This window comes from Chitinophaga tropicalis, assembly GCF_009758205.1.
GTDB classification, from domain to species: domain Bacteria; phylum Bacteroidota; class Bacteroidia; order Chitinophagales; family Chitinophagaceae; genus Chitinophaga; species Chitinophaga tropicalis.
Genome location: NZ_WRXN01000005.1, coordinates 119,629 through 137,520, shown reverse-complemented (window position 1 = coordinate 137,520; position 17,892 = coordinate 119,629). Strand labels below are relative to the sequence as shown.

Here is a 17,892-nt window from a genome sequence, read left to right as displayed (position 1 = left end):
ACATTGTCAATATCGATACGCTATAGAATAAACAAAATATCTTAAATGGTTACTGACTATAAAAAAATTGATTTGTTTGGGAAAACTCTCATTCAAAAAGTGGATATTAAGCCGCCTTTTGAATTTGCTTTCCCTGTGGCGGAACAAGCTTGTTTATTATATATGTTGAAAGGTGAGACAAAATTTCAATTTGATAATGAGCCTATCAATATTACTACCAATCACGCCTTATTGCTAAACTGCCTGAACTCGGGGAAACAGATAGCCGATTCAAATAACAGCGATGGCGAAATTGTAATCGTCACTTTCCATCCGGACATACTAAAGAAAATATACGAGAGAGAGCTTCCGTCAATATTTCAGAAAAGGGACAAAGCCTCCAACCAGTCAAGCGGAAAAATCAACAATGACTTTTTGATTCAAAAATATATAGAAGGCCTGCTGTTTTATTTTGAAAACCCATCATTGGTAAATGATGAGATTTTAGTTTTAAAACTGAAGGAGATCATTCTTTTGTTATCACAGACACAGGATGCAGAAATCATACAGGTTATACTGTCCCAGCTTTTTTCACCGGCAACTTATACGTTCAAACAAGTCATAGAAGCTAACTTGTTTTCCCAGGCCAATATTGATGAATTAGCGCAAAAAACTAATTTAAGCGTTTCTTCATTTAAAAGGGAATTTAAAAAAATATATAATGATTCTCCTGCCAGTTATATTAAAAACAAAAGGTTGGAAAGAGCAGCAGAACTGCTTTTAGTTTCCGATGCACGTATCACAGATGTAGCTTTTGATTGTGGATTTAATGACCTGGCTAATTTTACGAAAAGTTTTCACGATAAATATCACACGCCACCTTCAGAATTCCGTTTAAAGCTAAATAAGAGGGATAGGAAAGGATAGAAGGATTATAGCGTTTTAACCCCAACGCTATAAGGGCGCTTTATATCTGTTTGTTGAACCAAATTCCCTAAAAATTGAACTTATTCACAAAACGCATCTCTACTCTATACTGCAACTTTGCAATATTAATTAAACATTCAAAGTCAGGATCATGGGATTATCAATCTTAGGGATTTTTCATACCGTTATAGGTATTATTGCGATTGTTGCTGCAGTTATAGCTTTTGCCAAAGGCGGCAAAATAGATCTGGGCAAACTTCCGGGAAAGATCTATTTTTATTTTACACTGGTCACTTCATTAACCGCATTAGGATTATCGAGCGTTAAGGGAGTTAATCCGGGACATATTCTTGCATTATTAGTTGTGATATTGATATTAGTGGCATATCTTCTTTATGCTAAGAAGCCGGGAAATAATCGTGCTCGTTATATAGAGACTTTCTTCCTTTCTTTCAGCTTTTTCTTATCGATGATTCCAACTGTAAATGAAACTTTTAACCGTATTCCTTTAGGTCATCCTCTGGCGCATGGACCTAAAGATCCTTTGATTGCAAAAACACTTCTTTTGCTTTTAATCATGCTTATAGTTGGTTCGGTTTTACAATTTAGGAAGATATATAAAACTAATAAGGCGATATAGACCTACGAGTGGAGGTATTCTTTTGATATCGATACACAAATGGAAAGTAAGTGGGACATCGGGTTATTATTTGGAACTTGCTCAAAACTAAAAATCCTCCTAAATGCCGTTAGTCAACATTTTGGAGGATTTCATCTGAGCGGGAAACGGGACTCGAACCCGCGGCCTTTAGTTTGGGAAACTAATGCTCTACCAACTGAGCTATTCCCGCTAATAATTTCCTATACGATAAATGTAAGAAAAAATATTATCCGTTACTGAGCTATTGGCAACTTCTTAGCCAGCCAGCTATCCTTCACAGGTATCAGCCAGTTCTTTTCCAGCTCCTGTTTAGTCAGCACTGTATTATTCAGGTAAATAGTATTCTCATCTATAAACCCTTTTTCAAAAGCATACGTAAGCTGTGCCAGTGGAAGGGGCTGTAATTTATCCTTCACAATAAAACCCAGTAACAGGCGATCAAAAAGATTAACCTCATACTGGCGTTCAATGCTCTTAATAACACGCACAGAACTATCCGTACTGCAACCGCTGACAGCAGTATCTGATTCATCCGCCATAAGAACGATCACCTGGTTAAAGAGCAGCTGCCCCCATCCTTTAACAGGAGCACCATGCGCCTGCCATTGAGAAGTAAACTGATGCAACTGCTCATTGATCTCCAGTTTCTCCTGTTCACTGAAAGGACGGTTACTCTGATATATCCACACCCTGGAGGCAGGGTGAAAGTTAGCTGGTAAAATTGAAAGTGTTTCCTGTATCATAGTGTAAAATTACCAAATTTCACGGTCATATGAATTAATCCAGTTGCCTGGCTATCAGTTCAGCAATATCCAGCACCTGCACGCTATCTTCCTTACCCTGTTCTTTAACGCCGTCAGAAAGCATGGTCATACAGAACGGACAGTTGGAGGCGATCACAGCAGCACCTGTTTCCACCGCTTCTTTTCCCCGCTCAAAGTTAACCCTGGTACTACCTTTTTCTTCTTCCTTGAACATCTGTGCACCACCGGCTCCGCAGCATAAGCCATTGCTGCGGCAGCGCTTCATCTCTACCAGCTCAGCATCCAGCGCTTCCAGCACTTTACGGGGGGCCTCATAGATATTATTGGCCCTGCCCAGGTAGCAGGAGTCATGATAGGTGATCTTTTTGCCTTTAAAACCGCCGTCTTCCTTCATCCTTACCTTGCCTTCATCAATGAGCTGCTGAAGATAAGTAGCGTGGTGTATAACCTCGTAATTGCCTCCCAGCTCAGGATATTCATTGCTAAGGGTATTGAAGCAGTGAGGACAGGTAGTTACGATCTTTTTCACTTCATAACCGTTCAGGACGGCGATGTTGTTCTGCGCCATCATCTGGAAAATGAATTCATTGCCGGCTCTGCGGGCAGGATCGCCGGTGCAGCTCTCTTCCTTACCCAGGATAGCGAAGCGTACACCTACTTTATCAAGAATGGTAGCAAATGCTTTGGTGATCTTCTGTGCGCGTTGATCAAAACTGCCTGCACAGCCTACCCAGAAAAGTATCTCCGGGGTTTCACCGCTGGCAGCGTATTCGGCCATTGTTTTTACTTGCATGTTTTAATATCAGTTTAGCTTAACGCAATCAGGCATTCATTTCTACGGCCCATTTGTCTCTGTCGTCCGGGCTGAACTTCCACGGTGCCATATTGTTCTCTATATTGCTGAACATCATGTTCCATTCCTGCGGAGCGCTGGATTCTTCCATCACCAGGTGACGGCGCAGCTGCAGGATGATATGCAGTGGATTGATGCTTACCGGGCATTCCTGTACACAGGCATTGCAGGACGTACAGGCACGCAGTTCTTCTTCGGAAATATAATCGCGCAGCAGGGCTTTACCATCTTCAGCAAACGTACCGGTTTTAGCTACCTGGGCGCCTATTTCCTCCGCACGGTCGCGTGTATCCATCATGATCTTACGCGGAGAAAGCTTTTTACCGGTGATATTAGCCGGGCAGGCAGCGGTACAACGGCCACATTCGGTACAGCTGTAAGCATCCAGGAGATTTTTCCAGGTAAGGTCAGGAACATCTTTAGCCCCGAACTTAGGGATCCCATCCGCCGGCGGCTCGTCCGCCGCCAGTTCCGGTTGCAGCATCAGCTGCACTTCTTTCTGTACGGCAGGCATGTTCTCCATTTTACCTTTAGGCCGCAGATCGGCATAATAGGCATTGGGGAAAGCCAGTATGATATGCAGGTGCTTGGAATAAGGCAGGTAGTTAAGAAAGGCCAGGACGCCCAGTATATGCATCCACCAGCAGCCACGCTCAATAGCTACCAGCGCAGTGTCTGAGAGTCCGCTGAAAAGCGGCACAAACTGCCCGCTTATCCAGAAAGGACCTGTTGCTATATAATGCTCATGACCATGCTGCTGAAGGGCCTGATCGGCAGTGTTCATGGTCAGGAAAAGCAGCATGAGCACAATTTCAGTAATAAGGATATAATTGGCGTCCGATCTTGGCCAGCCATCCAGCTCATGCTGCGCAAGGCGTTTTACCTTTACGATGTTCCTGCGGATCAGAAAAGTGGCACAGCCAACGATCACCAGCACTGCCAGTACTTCAAAACAGCCTATCAGTACAGGGTAAAGACCGTTTAACAGGGGGGCAAAGAGCCTGTGTGTACCAAAGATACCGTCCAGGATGATCTCCAGGATCTCTATGTTAATGATAATGAACCCCGCATATACGAAAAAGTGGAGTACGGCAACAAGGGGATTGCGAAACATTTTTTTCTGTCCGAAAGCAAGCAGTAACAGGTTACGCCAGCGCTCCGCCGGCCGGTCGTTCAGTTGTACATCCCGGCCAAGCAGGATGTTTTTCCTGATCTGCGCGGCTTTACGGGCAAAAAGGTAGATAGCAACGCCCAGGGCAACTACAAATAAGAGCTCCTGAATAATATTCATACATCAGATTTGACTTCCTAATATAAGGCAATGTAATGAAAATAGTGCAGAGAGGACTCTCTGGTATTTTCCCTATTTTTACTACCTGTAAATAACTATAGTGTTTCAGTTTGGCCGCAGGGCCAAACCACCTCTGATCAAAAGTTCAGACTGATACACTACCTAAATGACCAATATGGAAACAAAGAACGTTATCCTGACCCAGGATGTGATAGAGAAGAAGATCAAACGTATCGCCTACGAGATCTATGAGCATAACAGTGACGAACAGGACATCATACTGGCAGGCATATGGGACAGGGGAATGATACTGGCAGAGAAGATAGCAGCTATTTTAAAGCAGATCTCTCCATTAAAGATTACGTTGCTGCAGCTGAAGCTGGATAAACAACGTCCCTCAGGCGTAGAGCTGTCGGCAGAAATGGATTTTACCGGTAAAGTAATAGTGCTGGTAGACGACGTGGCTAATTCCGGCCGTACCATGTTATACGCCCTGAAGCCTTTTTTACAGTTCCTCCCGAAGAAGATACAAACAGCGGTGCTGGTTGACCGCAAACATAAATCCTTCCCTCTGTCGGTCGATTTTGTTGGATATTCCCTGTCTACTACCTTACAGGATATGGTGATGGTAGACGTAGTGAATGAAGAGATCACATCAGCTTATCTCGAATAGCAAAAAAAATCCCGGTACGCTGGTACCGGGACTATAAATTCTCACATAGTTCCTTATTTCAGTTTCATATCCTGGATGATCTGCTGTATACGCTGGTCCAGGGCTTTGGTAGCTGCATCAAATCCAGCGGCGCTTTCCAGTGGCTGGTTCACGCTGAAGTAGAATTTGATCTTAGGCTCAGTGCCGGAAGGACGGGCGGAGATCTTGCTGCCATCTTCCAGTACAAACTGCAGTACATTGGATTTAGGCAGGTCTATCGGTTGTACCTTGCCTGTCTTCAGATCTGTCACCTGTTTCAGTTCATAGTCGTATAAGGTAACTACTTTAGAGCCGTTGATGGTAGCAGGCGGATTTGCCCTGTAACCACGCATCATCTCAGCTATTTCGTCTGCACCTTTCATACCTTTTTTGGTGATGGAGATAAGGTTTTCCTTATAATAACCATATTTCACATAGATATCGATCAGCTGCTCGTACAGAGATCGGCCCTGGCTGAGGGCATACGCCGCCATTTCGCAGATCAGAGCTACAGAAGCAATAGCATCTTTATCACGTACTTTATCGCCTATCATATAACCGTAAGACTCTTCTCCGCCACAGATGAACTTCTCGGAGCCTTCTTTCTTGCGGATCAGGTCTGCTATCCATTTAAAACCGGTCAGTACATTATAGCAATTCACGTTATTACGGGCAGCAAATACGTCTATCAGGTCTGAAGTTACCACAGTCTTACATACATAATCTGTAGCTCCTGCCAGGCCTTTCTGGCGGCGGCCTTCTATAATATAGTTAAAGAGCAGTACAGCGGTCTGGTTACCGTTCAGGAGTATCCATTCTCCTTTCAGGTCTTTTACTGCGATGCCTACACGGTCAGAGTCGGGGTCTGTTCCAAGAAGGATAGCAGCGTCCAGTTCTTTGGCTTTTTTCAGGCCGATGCTCATTGCCTCAGACTCTTCCGGGTTAGGGTACACTACTGTGGGGAAGTTACCGTCCGGGGTAGACTGCTCTTCCACAACATGTACGTTGGTGAAGCCATAGCGTTTCAGTATCTCAGGGACCAGGGTGATGCCGGTACCGTGGATAGGGGTGTAAACGATCTTCATATCATGCTGGGCAGCAATCACATCCGGCTGGATGCTCAGTTCTTTAAGCACCTGCAGGTAAGCTTCATCCACCTCTTTACCGATAGAGATGATGTTGGCTTCACCGCCGGACCATTTCACTTCGTCAACACCGGCTATTTTCTCCACTTCCTGGATCACGTTCTTGTCGTGCGGAGGCACCAGCTGGGCGCCGTCATTCCAGTAAGCCTTATAACCGTTATATTCTTTAGGATTATGAGAGGCAGTCAATACGATACCGCCCTGGCAGCCCAGGTGACGGATAGTGAACGACAGCTCCGGCGTAGGACGGAGGCTTTCGAAAAGATATACTTTAATACCATTGGCAGCCAGTACATTAGCAGCCACTTCAGCGAAATAACGGCTATTGTTGCGGCTGTCATGGGCAATGGCCAGCTTGATCTCGCCCTGAAACGCCTGCTTCAGGTAGTTAGCGAAGCCCTGGGTAGCCATTCCCACGGTGTATTTATTCATACGGTTTGTACCAACGCCCATAATGCCGCGAAGGCCACCGGTACCAAATTCCAGGTTGCGGTAGAATGCGTCCGCCAGTTCATCGGGGTTCTCCTGCTGCAATTTTTTGACCGCAGCGATGGTGTCTGCGTCAAACTGGCCATCAAGCCACTGTGATACCTTACTTTCAATGTTTTTCTCCATAGAACTATTTGGGTTTGTCTTCTAGTTTATCAGAAACAAGGTTGTAAAATAAAGCTAAAAATCTGGAATAAATAAAAAGCTCATCATTTGATACTATATCCAGTAGGATTTTTTAGCTCTAAAAAAGGTGATCCATCAAAAAAGAAATTTAAAGAAGAGCATCACCCGATACTATATCCAGTGGAATTTTCAACCTGAATTCTTCCTGATGTTGATAAATAGAAGTATTCCACACCTTATTGAAAATTGGGGGTATTGGTTAATTTTGCGCTTATGAGGAGGTACGAAGATTCTTATAAACAAAAGGGATTACGCAAGCAACTGGTAGACAGTATCCGGCAAAAAGGCATTACGGACGAAAATGTATTAACGGCTATCAACAACATTCCACGGCACTACTTCCTGGATACAGCTTTTGAAGGTATAGCGTACGAAGACAGGGCATTTCCCATAGGAGAGGGGCAGACCATTTCCCAGCCCTACACCGTGGCCTATCAGTCGCAGTTATTGGAGTTAAAACCTTTTGAAAAGGTACTTGAAATAGGTACCGGCAGTGCTTACCAGGCATGTGTACTGGCAGAGCTGAAAGTCAATGTATTTACCATCGAGCGTCAGAAGAAACTTTTTGACCTGGTAAAGCAATTCCCCTTTAAATCCAGGTACCCCACCATCCGCTTCTTTTACGGAGACGGTTACGAAGGGCTCCCCACCTACGCGCCCTTTGATAAGATCCTGGTTACAGCCGCAGCTCCCCAGATCCCCGAAAAGCTGTTACAGCAGCTGAAAGTCGGAGGAAAAATGGTGATCCCCGTCGGCGGACAGGAAGTACAGCGCATGCTGCGCATCACCAAGCTGGGCGAGACCGAATACGACCAGGAAATGTTCGATAATTTCTCTTTTGTGCCCATGCTGGCCGGCAAAAGGTCATAGACGGGCATCCGCAGGTTTCTTATCCCCGTCCTTATTATCAGGCTCTTCTTCAGGCTCATCGTGTTTTTTCTTCCTTTTGAACAGATCAGGGTCCATTTTCCCGAAACGGTAACGTATGTTCAACCGGATGAAACGGGTAGTCCTTTTACGGGTATAATCCTGTATAAAGGCATCCGTTTCATAATGAGAGCTGAAATCCTGGGTGTTCAGGATATCGGAGATATTCAGAGAGATTGCTAAAGCATTGTTTTTCAGCATTTCCTTACGAACGCCCAGGTCTACGCCATTCATTGCCTTGAATGTCCCCTGGGGCTGTACCCGCGGAGAACGGTAATGCCCGTTCAGCTGCACATTGAAACGGGCCGGCAGACGCAGATTGGAATTGACATTAAGACCGTAAGACACATACTCATTACTTATACTGGCCCCCATCAGCTTGCTGTATTCCATGTTCAGGTTGGCACTCACATTCCAGCTCTTCAGGATATGCATATTATAAGTGAAATTGGCTCCCCAGTCCTTATCAGTAGCCAGGTTCATAGGCCTGGTCGTCGTAACGCCCGTAGTGGTGTCCAGGAGGCTTATACGGTCTATATCATCATTGGCCTGGGAATAGTATACCCCCGTGTTCAGATAATCCCTGGAGCCCGGGAAATACCGCGAATAATTCACCTCAAACTTATGCGTCAGGGATGGCTGCAGCTCCGGGTTACCGGCACGTATATTCTGCGGGTCCGAATTATTGATATAGGGTAGAAGCTGATCAAATCCCGGCCTGTCTATACGGGTAGAATAGTTGAAGATCAGGCTCTGGTTCTCATTATGAGGCAGGTTGTATTTCAGAAACACACTGGGAAACACATTAAAGAAACGGTTGTTTACCGAAGTGTCCTTGGTGAATGAAAATCCCTGGAGATGAGCCTGTTCTGCCCTGACACCTACCTGGTAACCAAGATTGCCTATCGCATTGGCGAAATTGACATATCCCCCGTAAATATCCTCCTTATAGAAATAGGTATTGGAAAGCAGATTGCTGGTCTCAAATTCCTGGCTGTTGCGGTTAAAGACCTGCGCATTATAATCGTTGTTATTATCACGGAGGGTCACTTTAGCCCCCGTTTCGAATTTTCCCTTTTTGCCCACAGGCGTGGTATAGTCTGTCTGTATGTTCCAGAACTTATTCTGAGAAATGCCCCTGTTGCGTTGCTTGTCAATATAATCCCGGGTACTATCAGGAAAATGGTTCGCTGTATTATAATTACTGTTGTTATTGCCCCTGTTGTTACTATAGCTGATATACGCCGTCAATTCTTCATTCTGCCTGTCTGTGGTATGGCGGAAATTCAGGCTGGTGTTGTTGTTGGGATTGCGATAGCTGCTGCTGTTGTTACGTGTCCCTTCCCTGATGGGCAGCTGATGCTGGTCCAGGTAGTTCAGCAGTATGTTATCACTGCTGTTACCCGAGCTGAGCGCCAGTCCTTCGGAAACGGTAAAAGTATTATAATCATCAAGATAGTAATCTAATCCTATACGCCCGCCGTTTGACCGGTTGCTATTCCTGTTCCTGCTATCCTGGGTAAAGAACCAGGTATCGCTGGTGTCGGCAATGAGGTTTTGCCGGCGACTGTATCCATAACCTGTCTGGCTGTCATACCGGCCGTTGTAGTTTGCGAAGAAATTAAACTTACGGAGTCGCAGACTGGCATTGGCCGTACCGTTTAGTTGTCCGCGGGTGGCAACGCCCGCATTGAACATCACATTATACCCTATGGCCTTATCTTTTTTGAGAACGATGTTGATAATGCCTCCACCGCCATTGGCTTCAAACTTGGCGGATGGGTTGTTGATCACCTCCACTCTGTCTATCGTTTCTGCAGGTATCATCTGCAGTGCCGTTTTAGCATCGCCAAACGGAGATGGCTTACCATCAACGTAGATGGTTACACTCTTTCCGCGGAGAGTGATATTATCATCTATATCTACATCTACACTGGGAATATTTTTCAGCACATCAGTGCCGGTGCCCCCGTCGGCCGTGATCATACTGCCGGCGTCAAATACCTGTCGGTCTATCTGCATGGAGAAAGCCGGTTTTTCTGATTTTATCTCAACAGTGGCCAGCACCTTGCCTGCGGGCTGAAGCCGTACGGTACCGGCAAACTGCAATGCTTTCCCCGGAACAACCTTTACAGGTTTCAGCAGTTTATCATAGCCCATGAAGGTAATACGGAGAACATAAGTGCCGGGAAGGATGGAAGGGAAGGAGAAATCTCCCTCAGGCCCGGTATACATACCTTTGACGATGGAAGAATCTTCCTGGTTGAGCAATACTACCGAAGCATATTCCACCGGTTTGCCGGTGCCGGCGTCCAGGGCTTTGCCTACCAGTTTTGCCTGGGCGTTGCCAGTTTGGGCGATAGAGACAAAGCTTACGCTAAGGAGCGCTGCTATCAGTAACAGACGTTGCCGCATGATGGGATATTATTGTTGAGACCATAACAAAAATATCCAACTCATATGTAAAGCATTCTCATTTGTGATGAGTGGTTATGCTGCATGTTGTAGGGCAAGGAAGAATTGCAGCAGCCCTGTCAGCAGTCCCAGACCGGCCGCAGCAAGCTCCATGAGCCGCAATTGCCCGCCATAGGTACTATATATATGTTTTTTTAATGTGGGGATGGAAATAGCCGCTATTTTCTGACTGATAATAGGAGAGAGGTCCAGGTCATCAAGATATTGGCTGATCAGCTCAGGAAAGATCTTATCCAATTCTGCAACAAGGACTTTCTTTACCTGTTGAATAGTGCTGTCGCCTATAAACATCTTGAAAACCGGCATGGCTTCAGGAAGCTTTTCTCTCAAAAAAATATCCATCTGTGCCTCCACCAGAGGGATCATACTTTTGATCTTCTCCTCCGAAGTTAATTGTGTGCTTAAGTCAAATTGTTCTGCCGCCAGCTTACCGATCTGGTTTGCAAGCTGCTGCTGCTTTCCGGCGAGGGTACGGAAAAGCATGCTAATGGTTATTTTGTTGGTAAGCCAACCTAAAAGGGCTGCCAGGAAAGGAATGAGATACAATGACATAATCTTATATTAAAAAAAGTAAGCAAAGAAATGTGAAAAAATTTGGAAATTGAAAATGTATTTTGTTATCTTTGCATCCCAATCAAAACAAACGGTGGTTGTAGCTCAGTTGGTTAGAGCATCAGATTGTGGTTCTGAGGGTCGAGGGTTCGAAACCCTTCAATCACCCAAAATACAAAAGGCGATTCGAAAGAATCGCCTTTTTTGTGCCCTGAAGTAAGGAATGGCGGATCAGGTTTAGTGCCTGTAAAGAGGGTGTTACCTACAAGGATAGTACTACTATCGATATAGTAACAGTGGAGTAAAGGTGGACTTGATGTGGAGATAATGTCCAGGTGTTTTGTCGATAATTTATACCTACTCCTCCGGCAAATACGGCCGGCCAGGCACCCCCCAGCCCCATTTAGGCATCGGCTCATCAGGATTAAAAGGTACTTCTTCCAGGTTAGAGTTAAGCACTGCAATCCTCGTTCCCCATTCCAGATAAGCAACAAAGGCAGATCTGAATTCAGGATCATCAGGCAGTCCTATTTCATCAGAAGTTTCGATAAGTAGTTTAACCCATTGTTGACGATGCGCTTCCGTCAGGTGTTTACCAATATGCTTTTGTATCATCCGGAAATGGCTACCTTCGTGCGTACTGTAAAACGCAGGCCCTCCAAAAACTTCAGCTATAAAATGCGCAACATGCAGCTGATGCTCTTTGGACATATGTTTAAAGACAGGTTCAAGTAACGGGTCCTGCAAAACTTTAGCATAAAAAAGATCAGTTAACTTTTCAAACGCCGGCATGCCACCAGCCCATTCGTACAACGTAGGTATATTACTCATATTATAACTTTCAGGCGAATTTGATATAATTTACCTGCACACGCAAGAACTTACCTAAAAGTAAGGCCACATGATCAGATTAAACAATAAAACTTATACCTGTCCGGTTGATGTAACGCTCAGCTTTATAGGAGGGAAATGGAAGATACTTATCTTATCTCACCTGAACATTTTCAAAGACAGAGGATTCAGTGAGATCAGGGACAACTTACCCGGTGTGTCTGAGAAGATGTTGGTACAGCAGCTGAAAGAGCTGGAAAGAGATCAGCTGATAGAGAAGAAAGTACTTTCATTGAAACCCCTCAGAGTGCAATATAACCTGACTGAAAAAGGAAGGTCCTTCACACCATTATTTGAATTTCTGAGCGGGTATGGTGTCAGTTATCTGAAAGAGAATGGTATTGATTATATTAAAGACCAGCATTTGTATAAATAAAAGGCGGCCATAAAACAGGCCGCCTTTTTCTTTATTCTGTTTTCAATGCTTTTATAGGGTTCATAAACGCCGCTTTCATTGCCAGGAAACTGACCGTTATCATAGCGGTGATCACTGCCAGTATACCTGCCAGCCCTATCATCCACCATTGTATCTCTATCCTGTAGGCATAACTCTGCAGCCATTGCTGCATAGCCCACCATACCGCAGGTGTGGCAATAACAATAGCTATCAGCACCAGCCTGATAAAATCTGACGACAACAAGCTGATAATGCTGCTAACGGAAGCACCTAATACTTTGCGGATACCGATCTCTTTTACCCTTTGCTCCGTTGCATAGGTAGCCAGTCCAAACAGGCCCAGGCAGGCAATAAAGATAGTGAGAGCAGCAAAGGCTGCAAACAATTCACCGAAGTGCTCATCCTGTTTATATTGCAGATTGAAGGCCTGGTCCAGGAACGTATAAAGAAACGGACGATGAGGCGCCAAACTGCTCCAGGTCTTCTCAAGTTCTTTTATTGTCTGAGGCAGATTATCAGTCTTTATACGAAGTGATATCTTGTTCAATACATATGAAGGAGCCATCCTGATAACAAGAGGTTCTACTTTCTTATGCAGCGACTGATAATTGAAATCCTTTACAATACCTATTACCTGGCCCTTACGGCCCCATTGCTCAAAACGTTTTCCGATGATATCTTCCGGGTTGGCATAGCCGTATAACTTTGCAGCGGCTTCGTTCAACAGAAGTGATTGCTCAACATCTGATGGGAAGTCGCGGGAGTAAGCCCTGCCTGCCGCCATTTTCATTTCATAGGCAGGTATGAAATCATAATCTATTTCATACAACGCCGGGGTCTCTACTTTCATATCGCCGTTACGCAATTCAACAAGTGTGCTGGCATTAGGAAAGAAATCGCCTGGAACAGCTCTTGAAGCGGTAATGGATTGCACAGCAGGATTCCTTGCTAATGCTGCTTTAACAGCATCTATCGACTGGTTTACCTTATTATCGCCAGCGTAGTTTATGACCAGCATCTGGTCCTGCCGGAATCCCAGTGTATGTGACCTCAGATGCTTCAGTTGTGAATATACGATAGCCGTACCGGCAATCAGGGCAACAGATAAACTGAACTGTATTACCACCAGGGCCTTCCTGAGTATAACGCCGCTGCCGGACGATCTGAATTGCCCTTTTAAGACCTCCACAGGCCTGAAACGGGCCAGTACCCATGCCGGATAACTACCTGCCAGTAATCCGAGAATAAGCGGCATACAGAGAATAGCAGGAGCAAGCTTCAGGGATAACAGTAACCGCCAGTTAAGCGGCTTCCCTGATATCTCAGATACAGCAGGTAAAGCCACAAGTACCAGGACAATAGCCAGCACCACCGCTATGAGTGAAAGCAGTATAGATTCTGTCAGGAACTGGTAAACCAATCCCTTCTGATAAGCCCCCACTGCTTTCCTGACACCTACTTCCCTGGCCCTTTCCATAGAACGGGCGGTAGAGAGGTTGATGAAATTGATACAGGCAATCAGCAGTATGAAAACCGCTATCAGCGAAAAAATATAAACATTCGAAAGACTACCCGTAACCCCTGGCTGTCTCCCCGCCTGGGAATGAAGATAAGCAGCTGCAAGCGGCTCAAAGGCAAGGGTGTATGTTTCATTATCATCTTTAGGGACATGCCGCGCTACAAAACCGGGGATCTTTGCTTCCATGGCTTTCATATCAGTATGTTCCGGCACTATGAAATATGTATAGAAGTCAATATATCCCCATTCACTGAATATCCCTGGTTTCATCTGCCTGAAAGTGTTCATAGAGACCAGACCGTTGAATGTGAAATGTGAATTGGCAGGTACATCTTCCATAACACCGGTTACATTTAAAGCAAACTGACCTTCTGCCCTGAGAGTTTGTCCGACAGGGTTTTCATTACCAAAGTATTTCTGTGCAGTACTTTTTGTCAATACTATACTGTAAGGCGCTTCTAAAGCTTTTTTAGGATTGCCTGCCAGCATCCGCCAGCTGAAGATGTCAAAGGTCGCTGAATCTGCAAACAACAGCCCATCCTGCTGAAAACGACGATCATTGTGCTCAAGGAGGTAAGTGAAGGGACTTGTAAACTGAGTCACTTTTTTAACTTCCGGAAAGTCTGCAGACAAGGCAGCACCTACCGGTGCATTTCCCCACACCTGGTATTCCTGTGGAGAAGGGGGAGCTTTAACATCAACATCCTTTATATTCCGGTAAGCATGCAGGACCCTATAGATATTATTTATGTTGGTGTTGTAACGGTCATACGATAATTCATCCTGCACATACATGGTGATCAGTACGCAACAGGCAACGCCAACCGCCAGACCGGTAATGCTGATGGCAGAGTATACTTTCTTCCTCAACAGATTGCGCCAGGCAATTTTAAGGTAGTTCTTTAGCATAATCAGGAGTATTAATATAATGGCATGGCAACCACAAAAAGACGGCCATTTACGCAGAAAGGCCGTAGTGGCTGATCCTTCTTCTCTCAGAGGAGAGATAGTTGTTCAAATACGCACAATGTTTTGCCCGGAAACGGACGGGCCATATATGTCATTACCGTTATTTTAACATTTCACATAGGTTACCTTTTACAGGTAAAGTGTATAAAATAGAAACAACACCTTATGCGTAAACTCCTATACTGCCTGGCAATGCCGGGCCTGATGCTTATTGCCTGTGGGCAGGCAGGAACGGCAGAAAACGAAGCTGCATCCGCCAATGCTTCTTATGAGCATGCAGCAGATTCCACACAATTCTCCAACGATATTGCCGCTATTAATTCTCCTTCAAGAAAGAGAGTACGTACAGCTGCTATTACCTGTCGCGTTGATAATGTAATTACAGCTGTAACCACACTGGAACATGCAGTGAACAGTGTGCATGGCATCATATCTGAAAGCGTTATCACAAACGAAGAAGGCCGTACGGAAGAACTGCCCTACTCCCGCGATTCATTAAAGAGAGTAAAACTTTACACACCATCTGCCTCACTTACTTTACGTGTACCTGTAGCCGGGCTTGATTCCGTTGTAAACATACTGACCAAGATGGCAGTTTTTATTGAGAACCGTACATTAAAGGAAGAAGATAAAACGCTCAGGTATCTCTCCAATGCTTTAAAGAACAAGGCGCAGGAAGCCTCTGCTACAGCTGTTCCTGCAAAGAAAGGAACACCGCTTGATGTAGTTGAATATAAGGATGCAAGGACTGAGACAGAGATAGACCGTAAGGTAGCTAATCTTGAAATACTTGATGAAGTGAACTATGCTACCTTTACGGTACAACTGTTTCAACCGCAACAGGCAGATATACAGGTAGTGGTCAACCCTGACCGTATCACCAGGCCAGGATTTGGAACAGAAGTAGGGGATAGCCTGTATAACGGAGTTGATTTCTTCCGGAACTTTATACTGGTGCTCCTGCATTTATGGCCATTCCTGCTGATTGCCGCCGCTGTCTGGATGGGATACAGGAAATGGGTACGTAAGAAAATGGCTGTCGTAAAGTAGCTTTTGTCCTATTTTCGTGATAGCAACTATTGCGGAATATACATATGGAAAAAGCAGCTTTATTCTGGAGCGGGGGGAAGGACTCGGCTTATGCGCTTTATAAAGTACAACAGGGACGAAAGTACGAAATCATTACGCTGGTCACTACTTTGAGCACAAAGTATGAACGTATATCCATGCACGGCGTAAGAGCTGCTTTGCTTGATAAGCAAGCCGCAGCAACGGGCATTCCCCTGTTGAAAATGTGGGCGCCGGATATTCCTACCAACGAAGCATATGAAGAAGTGCTGCTGGAAACATATGCGCAACTGAAAGAAACCGGCATCACTACCGTGATCTTTGGCGATATCTTCCTGGCAGACCTCCGTAAATACAGGGAGGCCCTGGTTAGTAAAGCAGGATTAAAAGCTGATTTCCCGCTATGGGGGCAATCTACGTTCGTATTACCCAGCATGTTCCTGTCTGCAGGATTCAGGACAGTAACCTGTTGCATCAGCACAGAACATTTAACAAAAGAATACCTGGGCAGAGAGCTGGATACAACATTCTTCCAACAGTTGCCAGGCAATGTAGATCCCTGTGGAGAAAACGGCGAATTCCACACTTTCTGTTTTGACGGACCTGTTTTTAAAGAAGCTATTCCCTTTACAAAGGGAGAGGAAAGATATGTACCACTAATGATAAATACAGAGAAAGAAGCAGGGTTCTGGTATATTGACCTGTTATAAAAAAAGCCGGACATCTCCGGCTTTTTTCAGTTATCAGTGGATCTGGTAAGTAAAAGTTTCCCAGGCTCCAATCTCAACGCGGTTGGCAATAAGCTTATCAGCACCGGCATTCTCAGCACATACATAGCTGTTGCTTATATAAGACTGCAGGCTGATGGTCCCATCGGAATTATTGATCCAGCGGAATTTTTCCCAGTCGTTAATGGCAGTACGGTTAGCGATCATCGGCGCTGTGCCGCCTCCTTCAGTACATACATAACCATTGTTAACAATAGCCTGTAATGCAATAAGACCGTTACCGGCATCCAGCACACGGAACTGCTCCCATTCTCCGACAGCATCGCGGTTAGCGATCATTGGGGATACGCCGGCATCCTCTGCACATACATATTTATTGTTGATGGTAGCTTTTAAGGAGATAGTGCTTCCTATAGGAGCGGTCTGGCCAGGATAAGTACCCGGATAAGTCGTTACCAGTGCAATCCTGTCATACAGGGTAAATGGCCTGTCTGTATTGCTGGAACACGCGAGCATCCAGGAATCAGCAGAAGGATCTGTAGGAGTGGACGGGATAGGATTTGCACCTACGCCGGCGTCTCCTTCATTACCACCTGAACCGCAGCTGAACGCCCTGTTCATGTAATCTGTATGACGGAAGCCAATGGCATGGCCTACCTCATGCGCTATTACAGTAGCTGCGTCAGGACGCTGGGAGCTATTGTTGAAATAGTAAGTGTTCAGGTAAATAGGACTGGCAGGATTACCTCCTGAAGGAAAGCCAGCACTGTATCCCAGTACATTGCTCACTTCATAGAAGGAAAAAATACTGATGTGCGCACCTGCAGAACTGGTAACACGCTGGAATGTCAGTGACAGATGCTGACTGTTATACCTGGCTATCGCTACATCAAAGGCGTTCTGCATATAGCTGCCAAAACCGGCATCCATATACACATTGAGTGTTCTCGGGCCTCCTGTTACCAGGTTGTTGGTACGGTAATGCTCTACCTTAGGCTTGTCGCCTTCTTTGAGTGCTTCCAGTTTGCCGATCTGTTCCAGGGTCAGATAAATGTCGTTCTCTACCAGGTAGCCGTCTTTGTACTTCATCAGGCCTTCACTGGTGTCAAAACCTGCACTTTGTAGTTTTGCAACCACATCTTCTCTGGTCATCTCTGTAGCTGGGGTACCAGGTTCTTTGGGCTTTTCTTCTTTTTGACAGGAAAACAGCACGCTTAACATGCACAGGGCAAGATAGGGGAGTAGTCTTTTCATAGCGCTTAATAATTAGGGTTAAAGGTGATTAATTACCATCGGAAGGATTTTCAGCCGCAATAATAGAAAAAGCATCTGCTATCCTGCTGCAGTCTCTTAATTTCAGTAATTTCCCGGCCTAGGCCC

Annotated in this window: 16 protein-coding genes and 2 tRNA genes; 8 read left to right on the top strand and 10 right to left on the bottom strand. The window is 45.2% G+C overall.

Features of this window, described 5'->3' with window-relative positions:
• Window positions 1–45: 45 nt before the first annotated feature.
• Both GO493_RS13145 and GO493_RS13140 read left to right on the top strand, forming a co-directional pair.
• Window positions 46–906 (top strand): helix-turn-helix domain-containing protein, encoded by an 861-nt coding sequence (locus tag GO493_RS13145; RefSeq protein ID WP_157306639.1) that lies wholly within the window; start codon window positions 46–48, stop codon window positions 904–906.
• 151 nt (window positions 907–1,057) lie between these two features.
• On the top strand, window positions 1,058–1,546 hold the full coding sequence (locus tag GO493_RS13140) for a hypothetical protein (protein WP_157306638.1): 489 nt from the start codon (window positions 1,058–1,060) through the stop codon (window positions 1,544–1,546).
• Between the two features lie 138 nt (window positions 1,547–1,684).
• On the opposite strand, the gene GO493_RS13135 is transcribed toward GO493_RS13140, so the two are convergent.
• The 4 genes from GO493_RS13135 to GO493_RS13120 form a co-directional block, all read right to left on the bottom strand.
• Window positions 1,685–1,757 (bottom strand) — tRNA-Gly (locus tag GO493_RS13135).
• 43 nt (window positions 1,758–1,800) lie between these two features.
• Entirely contained in the window at window positions 1,801–2,310 is a 510-nt protein-coding gene (locus tag GO493_RS13130) for a hypothetical protein (protein ID WP_157306637.1), read from the bottom strand.
• A 34-nt stretch (window positions 2,311–2,344) separates the two neighbouring features.
• On the bottom strand, window positions 2,345–3,124 hold the full coding sequence (locus tag GO493_RS13125; protein WP_157306636.1) for a (Fe-S)-binding protein: 780 nt from the start codon (window positions 3,122–3,124) through the stop codon (window positions 2,345–2,347).
• A 28-nt stretch (window positions 3,125–3,152) separates the two neighbouring features.
• Window positions 3,153–4,475, bottom strand: a complete 1,323-nt coding sequence (locus GO493_RS13120; RefSeq protein WP_157306635.1) for a (Fe-S)-binding protein — start codon at window positions 4,473–4,475, stop codon at window positions 3,153–3,155.
• Between the two features lie 175 nt (window positions 4,476–4,650).
• On the opposite strand from GO493_RS13120, the gene GO493_RS13115 reads away from it, so the two are divergent.
• On the top strand, window positions 4,651–5,148 hold the full coding sequence (locus GO493_RS13115) for a phosphoribosyltransferase family protein (RefSeq protein ID WP_157306634.1): 498 nt from the start codon (window positions 4,651–4,653) through the stop codon (window positions 5,146–5,148).
• A gap of 53 nt (window positions 5,149–5,201) precedes the next feature.
• Here the strand turns inward: GO493_RS13115 and GO493_RS13110 are convergent, their stop codons facing one another.
• The gene (locus tag GO493_RS13110) at window positions 5,202–6,926 is read right to left on the bottom strand and encodes a phospho-sugar mutase (RefSeq protein ID WP_157306633.1); all 1,725 of its coding nucleotides are present in this window, start codon (window positions 6,924–6,926) and stop codon (window positions 5,202–5,204) included.
• Window positions 6,927–7,199: 273 nt separating this feature from the next.
• On the opposite strand from GO493_RS13110, the gene GO493_RS13105 reads away from it, so the two are divergent.
• On the top strand, window positions 7,200–7,856 hold the full coding sequence (locus tag GO493_RS13105; RefSeq protein WP_157306632.1) for a protein-L-isoaspartate(D-aspartate) O-methyltransferase: 657 nt from the start codon (window positions 7,200–7,202) through the stop codon (window positions 7,854–7,856).
• Here the strand turns inward: GO493_RS13105 and GO493_RS13100 are convergent.
• Both GO493_RS13100 and GO493_RS13095 read right to left on the bottom strand, forming a co-directional pair.
• A complete protein-coding gene (locus GO493_RS13100; protein WP_157306631.1) occupies window positions 7,851–10,328 on the bottom strand; it encodes a TonB-dependent receptor in 2,478 nt (825 codons plus the stop codon). The genes GO493_RS13105 and GO493_RS13100 overlap by 6 nt on opposite strands.
• Before the next feature lie 75 nt (window positions 10,329–10,403).
• Entirely contained in the window at window positions 10,404–10,940 is a 537-nt protein-coding gene (locus tag GO493_RS13095; protein WP_157306630.1) for a hypothetical protein, read from the bottom strand.
• Window positions 10,941–11,034: 94 nt separating this feature from the next.
• Between GO493_RS13095 and GO493_RS13090 the strand changes: the two genes are divergently transcribed.
• A tRNA-His gene (locus GO493_RS13090) sits at window positions 11,035–11,108 on the top strand.
• 189 nt (window positions 11,109–11,297) lie between these two features.
• Here GO493_RS13090 and GO493_RS13085 read toward each other — a convergent pair.
• Complete coding sequence (locus GO493_RS13085) at window positions 11,298–11,771, bottom strand: group II truncated hemoglobin (protein WP_157306629.1); 474 nt, start codon at window positions 11,769–11,771, stop codon at window positions 11,298–11,300.
• Between the two features lie 70 nt (window positions 11,772–11,841).
• Between GO493_RS13085 and GO493_RS13080 the strand changes: the two genes are divergently transcribed.
• On the top strand, window positions 11,842–12,207 hold the full coding sequence (locus tag GO493_RS13080; RefSeq protein WP_157306628.1) for a winged helix-turn-helix transcriptional regulator: 366 nt from the start codon (window positions 11,842–11,844) through the stop codon (window positions 12,205–12,207).
• 31 nt (window positions 12,208–12,238) lie between these two features.
• Here the strand turns inward: GO493_RS13080 and GO493_RS13075 are convergent, their stop codons facing one another.
• Entirely contained in the window at window positions 12,239–14,656 is a 2,418-nt protein-coding gene (locus GO493_RS13075) for an ABC transporter permease (RefSeq protein ID WP_157306627.1), read from the bottom strand.
• A gap of 225 nt (window positions 14,657–14,881) precedes the next feature.
• Here GO493_RS13075 and GO493_RS13070 point away from each other — a divergent pair, with 225 nt between their 5' ends.
• Window positions 14,882–15,766, top strand: coding sequence for a DUF4349 domain-containing protein (locus GO493_RS13070; protein WP_157306626.1), 885 nt, complete (start codon window positions 14,882–14,884; stop codon window positions 15,764–15,766).
• A 44-nt stretch (window positions 15,767–15,810) separates the two neighbouring features.
• Window positions 15,811–16,494: a Dph6-related ATP pyrophosphatase gene (locus GO493_RS13065; protein ID WP_157306625.1), complete on the top strand. Its 684-nt coding sequence runs from the start codon at window positions 15,811–15,813 to the stop codon at window positions 16,492–16,494.
• Between the two features lie 33 nt (window positions 16,495–16,527).
• Here the strand turns inward: GO493_RS13065 and GO493_RS13060 are convergent, their stop codons facing one another.
• Window positions 16,528–17,766, bottom strand: a complete 1,239-nt coding sequence (locus tag GO493_RS13060) for a M57 family metalloprotease (RefSeq protein ID WP_157306624.1) — start codon at window positions 17,764–17,766, stop codon at window positions 16,528–16,530.
• Window positions 17,767–17,892: the final 126 nt, after the last annotated feature.

Bases quoted from the DNA above. Each gene is read 5' to 3' on its own strand.
- GO493_RS13145 (WP_157306639.1), top strand. From the start codon at position 46: ATGGTTACTGACTATAAAAAAATTGATTTGTTTGGGAAAACTCTCATT.
- GO493_RS13140 (WP_157306638.1), top strand. From the start codon at position 1,058: ATGGGATTATCAATCTTAGGGATTTTTCATACCGTTATAGGTATTATT.
- GO493_RS13130 (WP_157306637.1), bottom strand. From the start codon at position 2,310: ATGATACAGGAAACACTTTCAATTTTACCAGCTAACTTTCACCCTGCC.
- GO493_RS13125 (WP_157306636.1), bottom strand. From the start codon at position 3,124: ATGCAAGTAAAAACAATGGCCGAATACGCTGCCAGCGGTGAAACCCCG.
- GO493_RS13120 (WP_157306635.1), bottom strand. From the start codon at position 4,475: ATGAATATTATTCAGGAGCTCTTATTTGTAGTTGCCCTGGGCGTTGCT.
- GO493_RS13115 (WP_157306634.1), top strand. From the start codon at position 4,651: ATGGAAACAAAGAACGTTATCCTGACCCAGGATGTGATAGAGAAGAAG.
- GO493_RS13110 (WP_157306633.1), bottom strand. From the start codon at position 6,926: ATGGAGAAAAACATTGAAAGTAAGGTATCACAGTGGCTTGATGGCCAG.
- GO493_RS13105 (WP_157306632.1), top strand. From the start codon at position 7,200: ATGAGGAGGTACGAAGATTCTTATAAACAAAAGGGATTACGCAAGCAA.
- GO493_RS13100 (WP_157306631.1), bottom strand. From the start codon at position 10,328: ATGCGGCAACGTCTGTTACTGATAGCAGCGCTCCTTAGCGTAAGCTTT.
- GO493_RS13095 (WP_157306630.1), bottom strand. From the start codon at position 10,940: ATGTCATTGTATCTCATTCCTTTCCTGGCAGCCCTTTTAGGTTGGCTT.
- GO493_RS13085 (WP_157306629.1), bottom strand. From the start codon at position 11,771: ATGAGTAATATACCTACGTTGTACGAATGGGCTGGTGGCATGCCGGCG.
- GO493_RS13080 (WP_157306628.1), top strand. From the start codon at position 11,842: ATGATCAGATTAAACAATAAAACTTATACCTGTCCGGTTGATGTAACG.
- GO493_RS13075 (WP_157306627.1), bottom strand. From the start codon at position 14,656: ATGCTAAAGAACTACCTTAAAATTGCCTGGCGCAATCTGTTGAGGAAG.
- GO493_RS13070 (WP_157306626.1), top strand. From the start codon at position 14,882: ATGCGTAAACTCCTATACTGCCTGGCAATGCCGGGCCTGATGCTTATT.
- GO493_RS13065 (WP_157306625.1), top strand. From the start codon at position 15,811: ATGGAAAAAGCAGCTTTATTCTGGAGCGGGGGGAAGGACTCGGCTTAT.
- GO493_RS13060 (WP_157306624.1), bottom strand. From the start codon at position 17,766: ATGAAAAGACTACTCCCCTATCTTGCCCTGTGCATGTTAAGCGTGCTG.